The 17,873-nt window shown below is 42.9% G+C and carries 13 protein-coding genes; 6 read left to right on the forward strand and 7 right to left on the reverse strand.

What is annotated here, in order from left to right:
- Positions 1–2: 2 nt before the first annotated feature.
- Positions 3–691 (reverse strand): IS1 family transposase gene (locus tag APA_RS13755; RefSeq protein ID WP_201322838.1). Its coding sequence is split into 2 segments (ribosomal slippage): positions 3–356 and positions 359–691, totalling 687 coding nucleotides; the frame shifts between segments, so codons are not numbered across the junction.
- A gap of 122 nt (positions 692–813) precedes the next feature.
- Between APA_RS13755 and APA_RS13760 the strand changes: the two genes are divergently transcribed.
- A complete protein-coding gene (locus APA_RS13760; protein WP_201322839.1) occupies positions 814–1,122 on the forward strand; it encodes a hypothetical protein in 309 nt (102 codons plus the stop codon).
- Between the two features lie 69 nt (positions 1,123–1,191).
- Here APA_RS13760 and APA_RS13765 read toward each other — a convergent pair whose 3' ends face one another.
- Entirely contained in the window at positions 1,192–2,787 is a 1,596-nt protein-coding gene (locus APA_RS13765; protein WP_236579580.1) for a ShlB/FhaC/HecB family hemolysin secretion/activation protein, read from the reverse strand.
- A 344-nt stretch (positions 2,788–3,131) separates the two neighbouring features.
- Between APA_RS13765 and APA_RS13770 the strand changes: the two genes are divergently transcribed.
- Together APA_RS13770 and APA_RS13775 are read left to right on the forward strand one after the other, a co-directional pair.
- On the forward strand, positions 3,132–5,627 hold the full coding sequence (locus tag APA_RS13770; RefSeq protein WP_201322841.1) for a filamentous hemagglutinin N-terminal domain-containing protein: 2,496 nt from the start codon (positions 3,132–3,134) through the stop codon (positions 5,625–5,627).
- 65 nt (positions 5,628–5,692) lie between these two features.
- Positions 5,693–8,113: a CHAT domain-containing protein gene (locus APA_RS13775; RefSeq protein WP_201322842.1), complete on the forward strand. Its 2,421-nt coding sequence runs from the start codon at positions 5,693–5,695 to the stop codon at positions 8,111–8,113.
- 109 nt (positions 8,114–8,222) lie between these two features.
- Here the strand turns inward: APA_RS13775 and petN are convergent, their stop codons facing one another.
- Positions 8,223–8,312, reverse strand: coding sequence for a cytochrome b6-f complex subunit PetN (gene petN / locus APA_RS13780; protein ID WP_071590200.1), 90 nt, complete (start codon positions 8,310–8,312; stop codon positions 8,223–8,225).
- Between the two features lie 263 nt (positions 8,313–8,575).
- Here petN and APA_RS13785 point away from each other — a divergent pair, with 263 nt between their 5' ends.
- The 3 genes from APA_RS13785 (at position 8,576) to APA_RS13795 (ending at position 14,102) form a co-directional block, all read left to right on the forward strand.
- Positions 8,576–9,400 (forward strand): DUF928 domain-containing protein, encoded by an 825-nt coding sequence (locus tag APA_RS13785; protein WP_201322843.1) that lies wholly within the window; start codon positions 8,576–8,578, stop codon positions 9,398–9,400.
- A 61-nt stretch (positions 9,401–9,461) separates the two neighbouring features.
- The gene (locus APA_RS13790) at positions 9,462–11,735 is read left to right on the forward strand and encodes a CHASE2 domain-containing protein (RefSeq protein WP_201322844.1); all 2,274 of its coding nucleotides are present in this window, start codon (positions 9,462–9,464) and stop codon (positions 11,733–11,735) included.
- Between the two features lie 318 nt (positions 11,736–12,053).
- The gene (locus tag APA_RS13795) at positions 12,054–14,102 is read left to right on the forward strand and encodes a thioredoxin domain-containing protein (protein ID WP_201322845.1); all 2,049 of its coding nucleotides are present in this window, start codon (positions 12,054–12,056) and stop codon (positions 14,100–14,102) included.
- Positions 14,103–14,133: 31 nt separating this feature from the next.
- On the opposite strand, the gene APA_RS13800 is transcribed toward APA_RS13795, so the two are convergent.
- The 4 genes from APA_RS13800 to APA_RS13815 all read right to left on the reverse strand — a co-directional run bounded on the left by APA_RS13800 (position 14,134) and on the right by APA_RS13815 (position 17,861).
- On the reverse strand, positions 14,134–15,531 hold the full coding sequence (locus APA_RS13800; protein ID WP_201322846.1) for a cation:proton antiporter: 1,398 nt from the start codon (positions 15,529–15,531) through the stop codon (positions 14,134–14,136).
- Between the two features lie 139 nt (positions 15,532–15,670).
- The gene (locus APA_RS13805) at positions 15,671–16,594 is read right to left on the reverse strand and encodes an ABC transporter substrate-binding protein (protein ID WP_236579581.1); all 924 of its coding nucleotides are present in this window, start codon (positions 16,592–16,594) and stop codon (positions 15,671–15,673) included.
- Positions 16,595–16,702: 108 nt separating this feature from the next.
- Positions 16,703–17,206: a hypothetical protein gene (locus APA_RS13810; protein WP_236579582.1), complete on the reverse strand. Its 504-nt coding sequence runs from the start codon at positions 17,204–17,206 to the stop codon at positions 16,703–16,705.
- 301 nt (positions 17,207–17,507) lie between these two features.
- Positions 17,508–17,861 carry a VOC family protein gene (locus tag APA_RS13815; RefSeq protein WP_201322847.1) on the reverse strand — a complete coding sequence of 118 codons (354 nt, stop codon included), beginning with the start codon at positions 17,859–17,861 and terminating at the stop codon, positions 17,508–17,510.
- Positions 17,862–17,873: the final 12 nt, after the last annotated feature.

A 17,873-nucleotide genomic window follows, 5' to 3' on the forward strand; every position in this document is an offset into this window, starting at 1 on the left:
AATCAAGAAAATGAAGGAATCGATTTGTACTTAAGATAGTGAATTAACAGACGAATTGAATACCTCAACATTTCTTCCGATTTTGAATAGCATAAAGTTTTTCTGTGCAATCTGGCTAAATAATGTCTCAGTCTAGTATTTTCACCCTCAACTCTAGTCATATAGGTTTTGCTGATAATTTGATCCTCCGAGTTGATAAACATTTTGTAGACACAGTAGCCATCAGTAACCCAGAAATAGCATTGCCACACCTTAATCAATGTCCACAAGTTTTCAAAGGTTTGGCTACTCCTATCTCCTAATACCCAAGCCAATATGCCTTGACTAAAATGATTCACCGCAGTCCATAGCCAAATCAAGTTTTTTTTGACCCAACAAAAGTCTGGAGTTCATCTAATTCACCAACTTCAGGAATAGTTTCAATGGGGGGATGTTCTGGTAATTGCTTTGCTGCCTCCTTAACCCAGTTGATGACTGAGTTGTGACTAACATCGGTACATCTCTCAATTTGTCTAAATCCCATGCCGTTGCAGTACATTTTTAGGCATATTCTTTTGACATCTTGCGAATATCCAATCACTGAGTAGTTATCAATGAACTGACGACCGCAATCAGCACAAATATGATTTTGTTTGTCTCCTCGTTTCCCATTTTTACGAATATGTGTTGAACCACACTTTGGACATTTCATTGTTTTTCATTGCTTAAACTCGTTATCTTTATATTTACTCATTCATCCTTCATTTGTGCAATGCCGATAAATGGTTGTATTTTCTCAAACATGCTAGAGAGTTGGAGATTGTGCCTGAGAGTATGAATCTAGTTCCAGAAATCAAGCAAGCGTTTGAATTTGCCAAGCAAGGTAATCTCACTCGTGAGGAGTTAGATGAGTTTGAACATCAAGCAATCTTCATTCATGATCAGCGAAATATAGCGATCAAGTCGCTGAAGCAAGGTTTGAAGCAAGGTTTGGAGCAAGGTTTGGAGCAAGGTTTGGAGCAGGGGCGAAGGGAGGCAAAGCTAGAAATGGCTAAGCAATTGCTAGCTTTGCTGGATGATGATGCTATTAGTCGTGCGACTGGGCTTAGCTTACAAGAAGTTGCTAACCTGAGAAGCCAGTAGGAAGTAGTAGCCCTGCACTCAAGTGCGATGCTCAGAGTTCATTGAGCTTTTGTCGGCACATCGCGTAGACTAGAACTGATAGCCCAAGCTGAAATAAAAGGCAGACTCTTGTAAATTAGAGCCGCGATCGCTAAGGTTGACAAAGGGAATTGCATAATCTAAGCGCACATTTAATTTTTCTAATGGCGTAAATAGCAATCCAAGTCCACCACCAGCCAAAAAGTTTTGACTAGGTAAAGTATTGGGATTATTGGGATGATTCCAAATTGCTCCAGCATCTAGAAATGGAATGACTTGCAGTAAGGCAGCATTTTGCTCATTGCGCAGTGCCACAAACCGATTTTCTAAGGAGAAGCGAATTCCATTATCACCAGTACGGGCATTTTGGCGAAATCCTCGCAAAGACTGACCACCGCCAATTGTAAATTGTTGCGAAGATAACAGCGGATCGGCAGATAGTTGCAGATCTAAAGCACCAATCAGTAATGAATCTGTCCCCAAGGACTGTACTCGTTGGATCTGTCCTAGCCAGCTAAAAAATGAGCCACTGGGTGTCGCCACGTTGGTGGAGCCAAATAAACCTGTACCGAGATTAAACTGCGATCGCAATGACCAAGCTCCAGCCAGATCGCGCAAGGTATAGTCCTGCCCAAACTTGATTACACTAGTGCGAGTTGTGCCATCTGGCTCTGGGCCAATCCCAAAGGGTGTAGCAAGATCGTTAAATGCAAATGTCTGTCCTTTTTGGTAGCTGTAGCCAAGGGATAGAGCAAATTCTTCTACACTTGATCTGATTAATGGCTGACGAAAATTTAGGTCAAAGAGATTACTATTGCCGCGAATATTTAGTACGTCAAATGGAGCTTGAGTGATTCGATAGTTGCTGGGAGAATATCGCAATGACAAGGTTCCATTCATGGGATTGAGTGGAATACTATAAGAAAGATCGTATTGATTAGAGCCTCCTGTCGTTGTTCCGTAATAGGAAGCAGCGATTGTGTCGCCATTGCCAGTGAGATTCCGAAAGAATATTCCGCCACCATAGCGTTCTGAACCGACTGCGGGAGGTGAGAAGTTATCGATACTGGCAAATCCACCAAACTGATTTGATTCTTTAAGTGTAACGACAAGAATACTGCTATCGGGCTGACTACCTGATTTTAAACTTGCTTCAATATCGCTAAATATGGGATCTGCGCGTAACAATCGCAACTGATCTTCAAGTTTGGCAGTATTAAGAGGAGTGCCAGATCCTAATTCCAAGCGCGATCGCACATAATCAGGATTAGTAGTTTTTAAGCCAACAATTTCAATTTTCTCGACTCGACCTTCAATAACTTTAATAGTGACTATGCCATTAGCAGATTTCTGTGCATCGACTACTGCTTGTGAAGTTATGTATCCGCGATCTGCATAGATTTGCGTAACTGATTGAGCTGCTTTTTCGATCTGCTCAGGAGTTACTTGTTGTCCTTCTAGGGTTTTAGAGATCGCGGCTATCTCAGCATTAGTTAAGATTGTGCTACCAATAATTTCAACTTTTTTGACTGCGATCGCTTGAGCAATTGGGGACGAAACTACAGGCGATGGAGTTGGTAAGGAAACGCCCGAATTAATCGTCTCTGCTGTTGCCATTCCTACGGAGCCAAGTAGAATATAGCTCACAGCTAAGAAATTTGAGCGATGATGACTAATTAGTTTGAATAAGCTCATGCTAATAATATCAATATTGGATAGCGACAGTTCATCAAAGAATAGCTTGAGATTGGAGATTTAGGGCATAATTTTTTACATCTTAGTATTCAATATACAAAAGTTAATACGATTTACAACATTTCTCAGATGTTTCAATGTTATAAAAGTTTTTGTCATGCACTCTCAGTTCTATAGTTTGAAAGGTTAAGATCTGGTGCAAGCATCCTCTCAATTAAAATAATTAAAAGCGGTTAAAATAGTTAAGAGCAGTTACAAATAATATTTATTTCAACTTATAACAAAGGAGAAGCTCAATGTCTGTAGTTGTCAAGAGTAATTTTACGCAAATTAGACGAGCAGCGATCGCATTGCTATTGATGCAACCCTTTGTTATGGGAAGTGCAGCATTTGCTCAGTCAATTGTGCCAACTCAAGGTGTCGGTAATCTAGGAACACAAGTAGCTCCCGATGTTACTAACGCGCAACAATTAAATATTACAGGTGGCACGCAAGCCGCCGCCAACCTCTATCACAGTTTTCAGCAATTTGGCTTAACTCAGGGAGAGATTGCCAACTTTATGTCCAACCCTAGCATTCAGAATATTCTGGCGCGGGTGTCTGGTGGTAATGCTTCTGTGATTAATGGACTAGTTCAGGTTACGGGTGGTAATTCTAATCTCTATTTATTAAATCCTGCGGGAATTATTTTCGGTGCTAATTCTAGTTTGAATGTTCCTGCGGCGTTTACGGCGACTACGGCGAGTGGAATTCAGGTCGGCAATGGTTGGTTTGGGATGAATACAGGGGTTGATGCTGTCAAGCAACTCACTGGAACTCCTCAAGCTTTTGGCTTTGCTAGTTCTACTTCGATGAACGCGAGTGAACAACCAGTTGCGGCGATCGCAAATGCGGGTAATCTCACAGTTAAAGAAGGTCAAAGCATTACTCTCGTGGGTGGCTTGGTAATTAATACTGGCACGATCACCACTCCATCAGGCAAAATCACGATCGCGGCTGTACCAAATGGGAAGTATGTCAAAATTACGCCTGCGGGAAGTCTACTAAGTTTACAACTACCGATCGCTGATCAAAATCAGTTAGCACAGTCAAATGTTCAGGCTAAGGATCTCCCAAATCTACTGACTGGCTCGGCAAACCTTCGCAATATGACGGGTTTAAATGTTGATGCTTCAGGTAATGTGCTTGTCGCTGGTACGGCAATTCCCAATACTGCGGGAACGGTGATCGCTTCAGGAAATATCGATGTGTCGAGCAATACGAACAAAGGTGGTGAGATTAATGTTTTAGGCTATCGCGTTGGTCTGGTTTCCGCAAATCTCAATGCATCGGGTGCGATCGGTGGCGGTACAGTTTTGATTGGTGGAGATTTACAAGGAAAAGGTATAGTTCCTAATGCTCAATATACTTTTGTGAGTAAAGACTCAATAATTCTTGCAGATGCGCTCCAAAATGGAACTGGTGGCAAAGTGATTGCTTGGGCAGATCTAGCAACCACATTTTTAGGAAGCATCTCTGCAAAAGGTGGTTCAGTTATTGGTAATGGAGGTTTTGTCGAAGTATCAGGCAAAGAGAATTTACTATTTCAAGGGAAAGTGAATACAACAGCCTTGAATGGGTTAGCTGGAACACTCTTACTTGATCCAGCTAACATTACTATTAGCAGTGCGGCAAGTAGTGGAGGCGTTGCTGCGCAACTTTTATTAGGAGCAAACCCAACAATCCCGTCTTCTTTTTTAGCTGGAACTGATATCAATATTCAAGATTCAGATCTTCGTGGTGTAGCAGGCAATGTTGTCCTGCAAGCAACTAACAACATCACCCTTGATAGCACTACAACTTTCAACAATACTCAAGCTACTTCTATCACTTTTCAAGCTGGAAATGACATTAATATCAATGTCCCCAATTTTGGTTTTGATTTTGGTGGCGGAAATACTCAGTCTTTGAGCTTTATTGCTGGTCGAGATATTAATGTCGATACTAGTTTAATCGACACTGATGGGTTTAGTTCTTCGTTTCTCTTTGATACAACAGCCAGTCCGACAATCACACTTACCGCCCAGAATCGCAATGTTAATATCACTGGAAATTTCTTGATTCGCAACAGCCCAGCGGAAGCAGGTGTCACCCTGAATTTGAATGCACCCAATGGTGCTGTGCTAGTTAACAATGGTTTCTTACGAGCTGGACAAGTTTCGATGACAACTGATAGCATCATTAGCATTACTGCGGGACAGTTTCGTGTAACTGGAACTCCTGTAAATGGCGCTCCCACTTTTAATGGAGCAGTCCAAAATACGAGGTACAGTATTTACACTTTTTCTGCAAATGCAAACTTAGCTTCTCAAGGGAATGTTTCCCTGCAATTTGGTAATGCAGCTCCTATTATTTCTGGTAATGGAGGTAATAATTTGATCAATATCCGCCTTCTCAATGACAGCAATTTTGTAGTTGGCAAAACTCCGACAACCAGTGGTGTCGATGGTCAAATTGGCATTGGCATTGCTAGTATTCCGCCTCAGGTGTTGACTCTACTATCAGATCAGTCATTTAGCTCTAATCCTTTGACTGCTAATACTTTGACTGCTAATGCCAATACTTTGAGTGTCGAAGCAATCGCAACGGCGCGAACGGCTGACTTGCAAGCAAATGCTGGTGAAATTAAGGACTGCGAACCTACTGGGACAAAGAAACCAATTTTGAATCTCACTGCATCTGTGCCTTCTGCAACGGTAACTCGCACTGCCCAAAATCCAAACCGCTCTAATCTGCCACCATGCAAAGAATAGTTTAAACAGTTTGTGAGATTGCGTCCCAAAGGGACGCAATCTCACAAACTATTTAGGATTGCTATATGAAAAATAAAATCTATCTAACCGCGATCGCTAGTGCGATTTTGCTGATAACGCCGATCGCAGTATTGGCAGCAGGGATTCAGAATCCTACGATCACATCTCCAGATGTGCGATCGCCCGCAGACGAGCTTGTCCAGACAGGCTTGCAACAATTTCGAGCGCAAAAATTTGATCTAGCGATCGCCAGTTGGCAGCAAGCGCTAAACCTCTATCAGCAGCAAAAAAATAGTAAAGGCGCAATAAATGTCCTTGAGACCTTAGCCGAAGCATCAAAAATGCTTGGTAAATATGAAAAAGCGATCGCTTACTCACAGCAATTATTAGCTTTAGCGCAAAGTCTCGGAGATCGCCGCACTGAAGCTAATGCTCTCGGAAATCTAGGTAACAACTATCGCATCGTCGGTAACTATGCCAAAGCTCTGGAAGTACAAAACCAAGGGTTAGTAATTAGAAAAGAACTAAACGATCAGCAAGGAGAAGGACAGGTTCTGGCTAGTCTTGGTAATATTCACTATGACCTTGGCAACTACAACATAGCCGCGAATTTTTTTCAACGTAGTCTTGAAATTGCCAAGGCGGTCGGGAATGGAAATGGAATTATTTTTTTACTCAATAGCTTAGGTGCGATCGCAGGTACACAAGAAGAATATCCTCAAGCAATTAAGTATTATCAGGAAAGTCTTGATGATGCGAGAAAAATCGGTTTTCGGGAAGCAGAAGGAAACGCGCTGAATAATATCGGCTCTAGCTACCATGTTCAGCGTAAATATAAAGAAGCGATCGCCTATTACTCACAAGCCTTAACTGTTGCTAAGGAACTTACAAATCCTCGGATGGAAGGAGCCGCAGTCGGGGGGATGGGATTAGCTTATGTATTTTTGGAAGAATACGACAAAGCTCTATCTTTGCAAGAGCAAAGCTGGCAATTAGCTAAAAAAATTGGTGATCGCCGCTTAGAAGCGATGACTTTGAGCAATTGGGGCTATACACTTTGGCGATCGCAAAAATATGCAGAAGCAGAGCAAAAGTTTCTTACCAGCTTGAACTTATTGGAGTCTCTGCGTTCTAACTTAAGTGATGGGGATAAGGTTTCGATTTTTGATACGCAGCTTCATGCTTTTAATTTGTTGCAACAGATTATGGTTGCTCAAGGCAAACCTGAAGAAGCTTTAGAGATTGCTGAACGTGGTCGCGCCCGTGCTTTTGCCGAGCTTCTCTCCCGTCGTGTCAGCTCAAGTTCTGCACCGAAAGCCGATCAGAAAAATGATTCCATTATTCCATCTTTAGCATCTGTCAGTATTGCTGATATTCGCCGTATTGCTAAGCAACAGAATGCGGTCATGGTGGAATATTCTCTGATTGCCGATCCTAGCTTTATCGGACAGGGAAAGCTTAAGGGTGAATTTATCAAGCTCTATATTTGGGTAGTACAGCCTTCGGGTGCGATCGCATTTCGCGAGGTCGATCTCAAGAAAATCAATCTTTCCATAATGGATCTGGTTGCCGATATTCGCAGCTTATTTAATGATGCGAATGGAATTGTTCGAGATCCTAAGGATGTATTAGATAAGTATGCGGATCTAAAGCAATTACATACAATCCTGATTCAGCCAATCCAAGACTTACTGCCTAAAGAGGCAAATACTAGAGTAATTTTCTTGCCCCAAGGATTACTTTTTCTAGTTCCATTTGCGGCTCTGATTAATCCCAAAAATGAATTCTTAATTGAGAAACATACAGTTCAAATTGCGCCTGCAATTCAAGTTCTCGATTTCACTCACCAACTCAGTCAACAACTACAAAAAGTTAATTTGCAGGAAGTTCTAATTGTTGGCAATCCCACTATGCCTAGTTTAGGAAATCCGCTGACCCAGTTACCAACTTTATTAGGAGCCGAAAAAGAGGCAAAAGCGATCGCATCTTTGATGAATACTACTTTTTTGACAGGTGACAATGCAACGAAAGTGGAAGTTGTTAATAAAATGAAATCTGCGCGTTTTGTCCATCTCGCTACCCATGGGTTATTAGAGGAATATCGCAAAGGCGATATCCCAGGTGCGATCGCCCTTGCGCCTAGCTCAACAGATGATGGATTTTTGACGGCTAGCGAAATAGTGACGATGCGACTGAATGCGGAGATGGTAGTACTAAGTGCTTGTAAAACTGGACAAGGCTTATTAACTGGTGATGGTGTGATTGGACTATCGCGATCGCTAATTACCGCAGGAGTACCTAGTGTTGTCGTGTCGTTATGGGCTGTGCCTGATGATCCGACAGCATTGCTAATGACCGAGTTTTATAAAAAACTTCAGACTGAACCAAACAAAGCGCAAGCCATCCGTCATGCCATGCTTGCCACCAAAGCTAAGTATCCCGATCCTCTCAATTGGGCAGCCTTTACATTAATCGGTGAGAATTAAAAAAGGGGCGCAAAGCGCCTCTCTTTTTAGAAGCGATATGTTAAAAGGTGTTGCAACACAACACCTTTTAACATATCGCTTCGAGTTTCAGCGCAAAGCGCTGTAGTTCTTATAGACCGTTACGACCCCAAACAACAAAAGCGATCGAAAGTGTAAACATGCCAAGTACACTAAACCAACCCAATGACAAGATATCCATAGTTTCGTAACAGTGTTAATAAATTTTTCTAACTACAATAATAATACGCTTTATCGCTAAAAACAATTTTATTGAAAGTCCCCCGACGGGGGACTTTCAATAAAATTGTTTTTAATCAAAAAGTTAAGTCGAATGTCTATAGCAACTTTTTGATACGAGATGCATTCTTAATTAGTATCTAACTATCTCATGGGTATTATTAGGTGATGAGTTAAACTGCACACCATACCCATAAAGATCACTTTTCTAGAGGCGATCGCATCATGTTTTTACCCAAATTTGCATCAAAAAAGATTTTAATAGCATCGGCTTGCTCTTGCTTAGCTGTTGTAAGTACAGTAGCTTTGCCATTGTCTTTGAGTCTTTTTACCCCCTCAGCTCAAGCCCAGTCACGAAGGGTGCGCTATGTCCCACCTAGCAATCTTGGTACTCCCATAGTCTCAACCCCAGGAATTCTACGTAGTTCTGGTTGTACTGAATTAGTTTGTCTAATTGGTCTAGTGCCAGATTTAGTAGCAGAAACAGCTCCAGTCCCTCAGACAATTGCAGAACGTCCAACATTTTATTTTTTGATCCCTGCAACTGACGGTCAAGGTTATTTTCGTCTCTATGAATCTGATAGCTTACTGAAGCAGGGGAAACGAATTTACCGCACATCCTTCAAGATCAAAAATAAGGCGGGTATTCTTGCGTTTAAAATGCCCGATAATGCTCCAAGCTTAAAGACCAATAAAAACTACATATGGGAGTTTGTGGTTGGCAATTTAACGGATACTGAACGAGTGAGCGGATCGATACGACGGGTTGTGCCAACTCAGAAGTTAACCGAGCAACTCAAACAAGTCATGCTGCCTATAGATCGCGCTGCTTTATTTGCTCAGGAAGGAATTTGGTTTGAAACTATGCAAACTTTAGCTGAAGCACAGCAAGGTACTCCTAAAAAGCCTGAGATTGTCAGTGAATGGAATGCTCTGCTGAAGTCTGCTAAATTGGATCGGGTTCTTCCATATTCGTTTTTGAATGGCGCAGTGGCGAGTGTGACAAGTTCTGAGCGCACTTCACCGCCTCAACAGAACTCTGGCTATTAGTCATGCTAAGAGTGGGAGGCGCTTCGCGCCTCCCACTCTGACTACAAATATTTACTTAAAAATGGCGATTAGATCTCGATTAAAAAACAGCTTATGGAAATGGCGCGGGATTGCGATCGCAGCGCCGACAATTTCTATATTGGTGATCGGCTTACGGCTAATTGGGGCGCTTGAATCGCTCGAATTAGCGATGCTCGATCAGTTTTTTCGATGGCGATCGCCTGAACCCGCAGATCAGCGGATTGTGATTATTGGTATTGATGAAGCCGATATCCGCCAATATCAATGGCCGATCGATGATGCTTTATTGACTAAGCTGTTAGATAAAGTCCGACAACAAAAACCTCGTGCGATCGGCTTAGATCTTGCCCGTGACAAGACAGATAATGCTGGCTATCCACAATTAGAGAAGCTATTTAAGACCACTCCTAATTTGATAGGAGCGTACAAAACATCTGATTTAGTTACATCAAATTTCTCGGTTTCAGACATTAAACCACCGCCTGCGCTTGCCCAACTCGATCAAATTGGTGCAGTCAATCTTGTCCATGATGGAGATGGTCGTCTTCGCCGAGGATTACTATCCTTGAGTTTACCTGACGGCAAAGTGGGGCTTAGTTTTGGCTTGCAGCTAGCCTTACTCTATCTTGATGGCGAAAAAAATGTTCCCATAGAGAAAATTGAACAGGCTCTAAATCCACCAAAGTTAAGAGCTAATGATGGTAATTATCATCAAATTGACGTGGGTGGACATCAATTTATAATTAACTATCGTCGATCGCTTCAAGGTTTTCAGACTGTGCGAATGGCAGATGTATTGGACGGGAAAATAGCGCCAGATTTATTCCGCGATCGCATCGTGATGATAGGTGTCACCGCCGTAAGTCTTCGTGATTGGTTCTTCACGCCTCTGGATGGTGGACTAGGCAGTACGCGAATTTTGACATCAGGAGTAGAAGTTCATGCTCAGATTGTGAGTCATATCCTGAGCAACACTCTTGACGGTAGATCCACTATCCAATCGTGGGAAGAGTATTGGGAATGGCTATGGATTTTTGGTTGGGCGCTAGCTGGCTCGACCTTGATTTGGCAATGGCGTAATGTTAACTCCAAGAATCAAAAAATTCAGTTACTAGTAATGCGATCGCAGAGCATATTGGTATTAGCGGGAAGTCTATTTGCATCTTGCTTTATCGCTTTAACCTATGGCTGGTGGATACCATTTGTCCCTGCGGCGATCGCCTTTTTGGGTAGCGGTATAATCGTCACTAGCTATCTAGCGATCACAGCGGCGCAAATCCGTACCTACTTTAGTCGCTATTTGACCGATGCGGTGGTCAAGAGTTTATTGGAAACTCCTGAAGGTCTAAAGCTAGGTGGAGATCGCCGCAAAGTCACAATCCTGATGTGTGACCTGCGCGGCTTTTCCACAATTTCCGAAAAGATGCCGCCCGAAAAAGTTGTGGAAATTCTCAATATTTTTCTTGGCACAATGACCGAGGCGATCGCGACTTATCAAGGCACGATTGATGAATTTATTGGCGATGCCATTTTGGTGCTATTTGGTGCGCCGATCTATCGTGAAGATGATGCGGCGAGGGCGGTGGCTAGTGCGATCGCCATGCAATTAGCCATGCGATCGGTGAATGAGAAACTCACTCAACAGCAACTGCCTGAAATCGCAATGGGAATCGGTATTAATACAGGTGAAGTCGTGGCTGGTAATATCGGTTCTCAATCTCGCGCTAAATATGCTGTAGTTGGTAATCATGTGAATCTCACAGCGCGGATTGAATCTTATACTGTGGGCGGACAGATTTTAATTTCGGAAGCCACTTATAAGGAAATCGAGGACATCGCCAAGACCAATGGCTCTATGGAAGTAGAGCCTAAAGGCGTATCACATCCAATTTCTATCTACGATATTTGTGGTCTCGGTGGAATATATAATTTAGAACTTCCATCTCTCAGTGATTCGTTGCAATTGTTAGCGACTCCGATTCCAATCACATATCGCATTTTAGAAGAAAAGCATCTAGGCACAGAAATATTTGAGAGCAAATTACGACAGCTATCTCCCTATGGGGCAGAGATATTATCCGATCAGGATGTGCCTGTGTTAACTAATCTCAAACTCCATCTCCAAATTTATGGTCAAGACCAACAGCTAGAGATTGAAGGTGAAATCTATGCCAAGGTTCTAAGGCATCAGCAACCTAGTCAAATGGTTTTAGAACAAGTATCGCGATCGCGACATACTAAACCAATTTATGTGCATTTTACCACTGTACCAAATAATCTCAAAGATTGGATTAGTCAGAAAACAACTGTGTAGCATAAGACATACAGTGCTTTGCGCTCAAGCTCAAATCAATAAATTTTTAATTTTTTAAAAGTGTTGCTTTTCAACACTTTTAAAAAATTTATTGTGGTTCGTTTGATCGAAAATTTCTGTAAACGGTAATCGCGACAATTGTGATGTCCATACAAACTATAGAAACTATAGTTTATTCGATCAAAAGTGAGTGGCGGTGCGAAGCACCGCCACTCACTTTTTGGGGTTTACGTTGTTTTGCGTGGAAATAATTGTGAAACAAAGAGTTAGACTGTTTACAGTACCTTTACCCATTTTCGCAAAGTCAAATTTTGCCCTATGCCCAATCGTCTCGCGCAATCGCAAAGTCTCTATCTCCGTAAACACGCTGATAACCCGATTGATTGGTATCCTTGGGGCGATGAAGCTTTAGAAAAAGCGAGAACTGAAAACAAGCCAATCTTTTTGTCAATTGGTTACTCTAGCTGCCATTGGTGTACGGTGATGGAGCATGAGGCTTTTTCGGACACCGTAATTGCAGACTACATGAACGATCGCTTTGTGGCGATTAAGGTTGATCGCGAGGAGCGTCCTGACCTTGATAGCATCTATATGCAAGCCGTGCAGATCATGGGGGAAAGTGGCGGCTGGCCCCTAAATTTGTTTCTAGCTCCCGATGATTTGGTCCCATTTTATGGCGGGACATACTTCCCTATCGAGCCACGCTATGGACGACCAGGATTTTTGCGAGTACTGCAATCGATTCTAGAAATCTATCACGATCGCAATCCAGATATCCAAGATTATAAAGAGCAAATAGTTCGTAATCTGCACCAAGTTAATAAACATACGCCCGTGCCGATTATTAGCGACGAAGTATTGGCAAATGGAATTGCTAAATGCGCTGAAGTTGTCACCAATCGCGATTATGGAACTTGTTTCCCAATGATTCCCTATGCCGACTTTTTGTTAAGGGCAAGTCGCTTTGAATCTCTAAATCCTGAATCTAGTGAAACTCTTCTCAAAGATAAAGTACAACAGCGTGGTTTGTCTTTGGCTCTTGGCGGCATCTTTGACCATGTGGCGGGAGGATGGCACCGCTACACAGTTGATCCCACTTGGACAGTGCCGCACTTTGAGAAGATGCTCTACGACAATGGTTTGATCATGGAGTATATGGCGAATCTCTGGATGTCGGGATTACAAGAACCTGCGATCGCTCGTAGTTGTGAGCTAACTGCCATATGGCTCCAACGCGAAATGCTTGCCGAAGAAGGATGCTTCTATGCTTCGCAAGATGCGGATAGTGAAGGAAGAGAAGGAAAGTTTTGGGTATGGAGCTACACGGAACTCAAAAAGAATTTTAGTGCGGCAGAACTTGACTTATTAGTTCAAGAATTTACGATTTCCGAAATTGGTAATTTTGAAGAAACTAATGTTTTGCAACGTAAAAAACGCGGTGAACTATCACCAGAAGTTGAAGCTTGTTTAACTAAATTATTTCGCATCCGTTATGGTGAATATTCACGCCCGACCGATGCGTTTCCTGTTGCTCGTAGCCAAGCGGATATTCGCGAAATTGATTGGGAAGGGCGCGTACCGCCTGTGACCGATACCAAGGCAATAACGGCTTGGAATGCTCTGACGATCTCAGGTTTGGCGAATGCCTATCGTGCTTTCCAAAAGCCCATTTATAAACAACTCGCGGTCAATGCGACTAAGTTCATTCTCGAAAACCAATGGATCGAAGGGCATTTACAAAGGATTAATTATGAAGGTCAAGCGGCAGTGGCGGCGCAATCAGAAGACTATGCGTTCTTAATTAAAGCTCTTCTCGATTTGCATCAAGCCATTCCTGAGGAGGCAAATTTTTATTTGCAACAAGCGATCGCCATCCAAGCTGAATTTGATCGTGATTTCTGGGATGCTTTATCGGGTGGCTATTTCAACACTACTAGCGAATCCAGCCAGCATTTGCTGTTGCGTGAGCGTAACTATCAAGACAATGCTACGCCTTCACCCAATGGAATCGCGATCGCGAATCTGGTCCGCATTGCTAGCCTGACGGAAAAATTAGAGTATCTTGATCGCGCAGAATTAGCTCTCAAACGCTTTGGTCATGTGATTACGAATAGTCCCGTGGCTTGTCCTAGCCTATTAGTTGCCTTTGACTGGTTCCGCAATCACACCCTTGTCCGTACTCTTCCTACTCAATATGAATGTCTCAACCGCCAATATCTGCCTGCGGTGATGTTACGCATTGATAAACATTTACCGAATCCTGATGCGATCGCGATCGTTTGTCAGGGGTTTGCTTGTCTGGAGCCTGCCATGAGTATAGAAATATGCGATCGGCAGCTATTGCGAAGTACAACTAGAGTTAAATAAAAAAGAAGCGACTCAATGAGTCGCTTCTTTTTTATGCTTGTTTGTTGAACAATTCTTCACTGGTTGGTGGCTCGTCAGTCGTGCCAAAGGCTATCCGCAGAAAAGGCGGTGCAAGAAATGTGGTCATAATCACCATGATGATGATTGCGACTTCTAGCGGCTTGTCGATCGCGCCACTAGCCGTGCCAATACCCGCAAATACAAGACCAACTTCACCACGAGGAATCATGCCCACACCGATCGCTAAGCGATTGATATTTGGGATACCAAATACGACCCAACCTGTGATTACTTTGCCTGCGATCGCTACTGCAAGCATAAATACAGCGATTAATAAGCCGCTACGATTTTCAGGAATCATCGGATTCAGTACCGTCAAATCGGCTCTAGCCCCAACGGTCACAAAGAAAACTGGGACTAATAAATCTGCAACAGGTTTAATCAATTCATCTAACTCTTTGCGAGCGTCAGTTTCATCAAGTACTAATCCTGCGGCGAATGCTCCTAAGATTGCTTCTAAATGGATCGCATTGCCGATAAATGCCATCACATAGGCAAAGATAAAAGCGGGAATGACAATATTGCCGCGAGTTTGGATCTTATCTACTAATGCAACGAAAGTTTTGTTAAAGAATCCACCTAAGAGAATTGAACCAAACAGGAAGGCGATCGCGCTAACTAATAGAATTGCGACGTTGGTAATATCAACTTCACCTGTTTTCGCCAAACTCGCTACCACAGCCAAAACGATGATTCCTAATACATCATCAATGACGGCTGCACCAACGATGATTTGTCCTTCCTTGGATTTGAGCTGACCAATTTCTGCCAAGACCTTAGAGGTAATACCGATACTGGTGGCGGTGAGAGCGGCTCCTGCAAAAATTGCAGGAATCGCGGCTACATGGAAAAAGTACATTAATCCGAGTGTACCAACCGCAAAGGGAGCAGTTACACCGATAAAGGCAACTACAAAAGCTTGGATGCCGACTTCTTTGAGTTGACGCAAGTCTGACTCTAATCCAATCTCAAAGAGAAGGACAATTACACCCAACTCAGCTATTACCGAAATCACTTCACTTTGGGTTGCAAATATGCTGTTAACGCCTTCGGGTGATAGGTTATTGAGCAACTGCAAGCCCGACATGATCAAAGAGTCCGATGCCGCAAAACCACCTTCTGGAAAAATGACTAAGCGCAATGCGGATACACCGATAATCACACCAGCAACTAATTCTCCTAAAACAGGCGGTAGGTCTAGTCGTTTAGCAATTTCACTACCGACTTTACTGGCGATGTAAATAATAATGAGGGTGAGCAATACCCCTGACAGAATAACTGGCGCATTTTCTGACTCAGCGGTAGCAAGTAGAGGTTGCGGTATCTGAAATCCAGATAGGTAATTGGCGATCGCATTGGTCGAAAACATCGGCTGGTTCTTAATATGGGGATATTCAAAGTTATAACGCAAAGCGCTATAACACAAACGTTATGAGCGAATAAAAACCAAAAAAGCAAATTGCTCGCTACGCGAGCAATTTGCTTTTTTGGTTTTTTGGTTTTTAATACTAAACTTTGGCGCTAACGATCGCTTGCAGTTGCGTACAAGCTTTAGCGATCGCATCAAGACTGCCAGGGTTAACTAAACCGTAGTAACCAAGTGTATAGACGCGATCTCCCTTGACAGCATCGAGCTTATTCCAGAAGGGGGCTTCCTTGAGCTTATTGATTGCACCATCCCCAAAATCAACCAAAATCAACACTTTGGGATTTGTCTCCAAGACTTTCTCTGCAGAAAGGGTGATATAGCCTTTTTGAGGGCTTTGACCCTGAAGTTCAGCCGCCGCATTTTCAATTTGGAACTTAGTCAGCAAATCTCCTGCCCAACTATTTTTATTCGGCGCAAGGATTGGTTGAGAACTTACTAAAACGAGCGTTGATTCTGGTTTAGTGGCTTTAGTCGAGATGAGAGTTTCATAGGACTTAATTAGGGCTGTGGGATCGGCTTGGATTTCGGTAGCGATCGCAGTGGTTAATTCCTCTAATGATTGCCAACTGGTAATGCTAGAGGTCATCGTCCGAATGCCTAGCTCCTTCAATTTGGCGAGAACCTGATCATGAAAACCCGTTGCGCCGATTACCAAATCAGGCTTGAGGGCAATGATTTTCTCTAAATTCGGCGGCGTTTGTCCTTCGCTAACTTGGGGCAGTTTAGACATTTCGGTATTCTCTCTCAGCAAGCGACTGCCTGGGATACCCACTAATTTAGTTTTATCTAAGCGATAGATAATGTCTGCTGAAAGTGAAGTCAAAGCGACTACCTTAGAAGTATTGGCTGGTTTAACTTCGGTAGCCTTAGCCTGTAAAGTATTTACAACGAGAGGAGATTGAGAAGGAACTGTGGGAGTACAGGAAACAGTAAATATAGCGACTATAAGGATAATCACCCAATTTCTTAGCGATCGCATGAATTGAAATACTTGATAAATCATCTTTGCTTAATATAAGGGTTATTACAGCGCTTTGCGCTTAAGTGCGAACCAATAATTTTTTAAAAGTGTTGCAAAGCAACACTTTTAAAAAATTATTGGTTCGTTTAATCAGCAATTGCTACAACTTAGGACATTTGAGATCGCTTGTTTTTGTTCTGCATCATAGCCCCACTTTTGAAAGAAATCGGCGTATTCGCCGTCGTTTGAGATGGCTGAGTTCAACATTTGGGCAGAAATTGTACGAACTTCAGGCAGATCGACTTTTTTAATTAACATCGCGGTGCGTTTAGCCACGAGTTCGGAATCATGGGCTTGTTCGGTTTTGCCATTGCGTTGATGAGTGAGTGCCATGGCAGTTGACATGGCAAGATTTTTCACCAGCAATTCCGCGATCGCAATGGGTTCAGCTTGCAAGGCTTGAATAATTGCAGGACTAGGGTTATCGGCTAATTCCCATGTACCCGTCAAAAAGCTTACAAAAAATCCTCTCGCTCCATTTGAGGTTTTAACAAGTGCTTCAACTTCTGATTTTAGTTGTGAGGCTTCTAAATCTTTTTGTACTCGTAAAGTCTCGGTGTAGGCGATCGCGGCTTCAAAGGTCATATTTTCCATAGGTTTATCACTTTCAATTTTCTCTATAAATTACCTAACTCACCTTACGCAGATAGAAAATCTGCCCTCATCCCCCAACCCCTTCTCCCAATGTGGGAGAAGGGGAGCAAGAGGCGGTTTTCAGTTTTTCTTTCCCCCTCTCCCAAAAAGGGAGAAGGGCTAGGGGTGAGGGTCTTTGAAAATTCTGCGTAACATGAGTTACTTAATTAAGTACCTCGGCATAATTAAAACCCCAGAGCTAAAAACTGTACCGCCCGCGCAGCGGGCGGTACAGTTTTTAGGATTTTATATTTAATTGTGCTTAGCTACTTATCGTTGGTTGCAATAAGCTGAGCAAATGTCCTTCGGGGCTGCGAACAGCGGCAACCTTCCCAAAGAAAGGTTCGCGAATGCGCCCTTCTAGCTTGCCACCGAGAGCTTCTAAAGTTGCGATCGCTTCTGGCAGATCATCGACATGAAAACTGAGGATAGGCGATCCACCAGTTTGAGGATCTGTTTCTACACCATGGATAATGAGCTTTGTGCCATTTGCATCAAGTTCTGCCATGTTGGGACTCAATTTAGTGATTTCCAAACCTAACCCTGAACTGTAGAACTGTGCGGCGGCAGGAACGTCTCTTACCATCAGCATGATATGTCGAAATTGTACGGTCATTTTGAGATTCTC

The organism is Pseudanabaena sp. lw0831, from assembly GCF_016584665.1.
GTDB lineage: Bacteria > Cyanobacteriota > Cyanobacteriia > Pseudanabaenales > Pseudanabaenaceae > Pseudanabaena.